The following is a 717-nucleotide window of genomic DNA, read 5'->3' on the forward strand; positions in this document are numbered from 1 at the left end:
TGCCTTGTATCAGGGCATGCAGGGTATCGGGCATTTTATGGCTGGTAGCTATCACAAACAGGAAAAGACGGTTGTTATCCTCACCGGTGATGCCGCTTTGGCCGATGAGCTGGTTTAGCTTTTGGATTAGGTCTGGCTGTTGCAAAAAGGCTTTGCATCTCGCCAGCTGCGCAAGGGTTAGGGTTTTATCGCTGTCTGCATCTTTGGTGCTTTGCTGTAGCTGGCTTTCCCGGTATTCTTCCAGCAGGTCGGTTAGTTGCGATAGGTCGTTTTCTACTAAATCGCTGCGTAAATCCAGCTTTTCGGCGGCTTCCCGGACTTCTTTTCTGACTTGCTTTTCTTCGTACAAATCCAATCTTGTGCGGTATTTAATGGCGGTTTCCAGATGCTGAACGTCCAGACTGATGGTCATGCGGTCGAAGGTCTTGGGTAGGCTGCCTTTTACTATGTAGCGGGCGGATTGGGTTTCGTAAATTATCTTGTTGGGGGTGGTGATATTTAACTGTTGAGACAGGGCACTGCGTCCGACTTTCGGCGGATGCCCTGTCTGTACGCTTCCTTTTTCTTCAATTGAAAAATCTTCAGTTGAAGAAAAAGATTTATTGATTGGTTTACCCTGTGTAATTTGCGTAGCAAGTATTTCACAGGGCTGTCGTTCATCTATTAGTTGCAGGATGGCTTCCTTTCCGTAGTTTATGTAAAGGCTGTTGATGTCTT

1 protein-coding gene is annotated in these 717 nt (G+C 46.7%); it reads right to left on the bottom strand.

All coding sequences use genetic code 11. The annotated features are described in order from the left end of the window. Nucleotides 1–717 (bottom strand): hypothetical protein (locus ALKIM_RS19995; RefSeq protein ID WP_044117757.1); only part of this gene is annotated, 717 nt, incomplete at both ends.

Source organism: Alkaliflexus imshenetskii DSM 15055 (genome assembly GCF_000517065.1).
GTDB classification, from domain to species: Bacteria; Bacteroidota; Bacteroidia; order Bacteroidales; family Marinilabiliaceae; genus Alkaliflexus; species Alkaliflexus imshenetskii.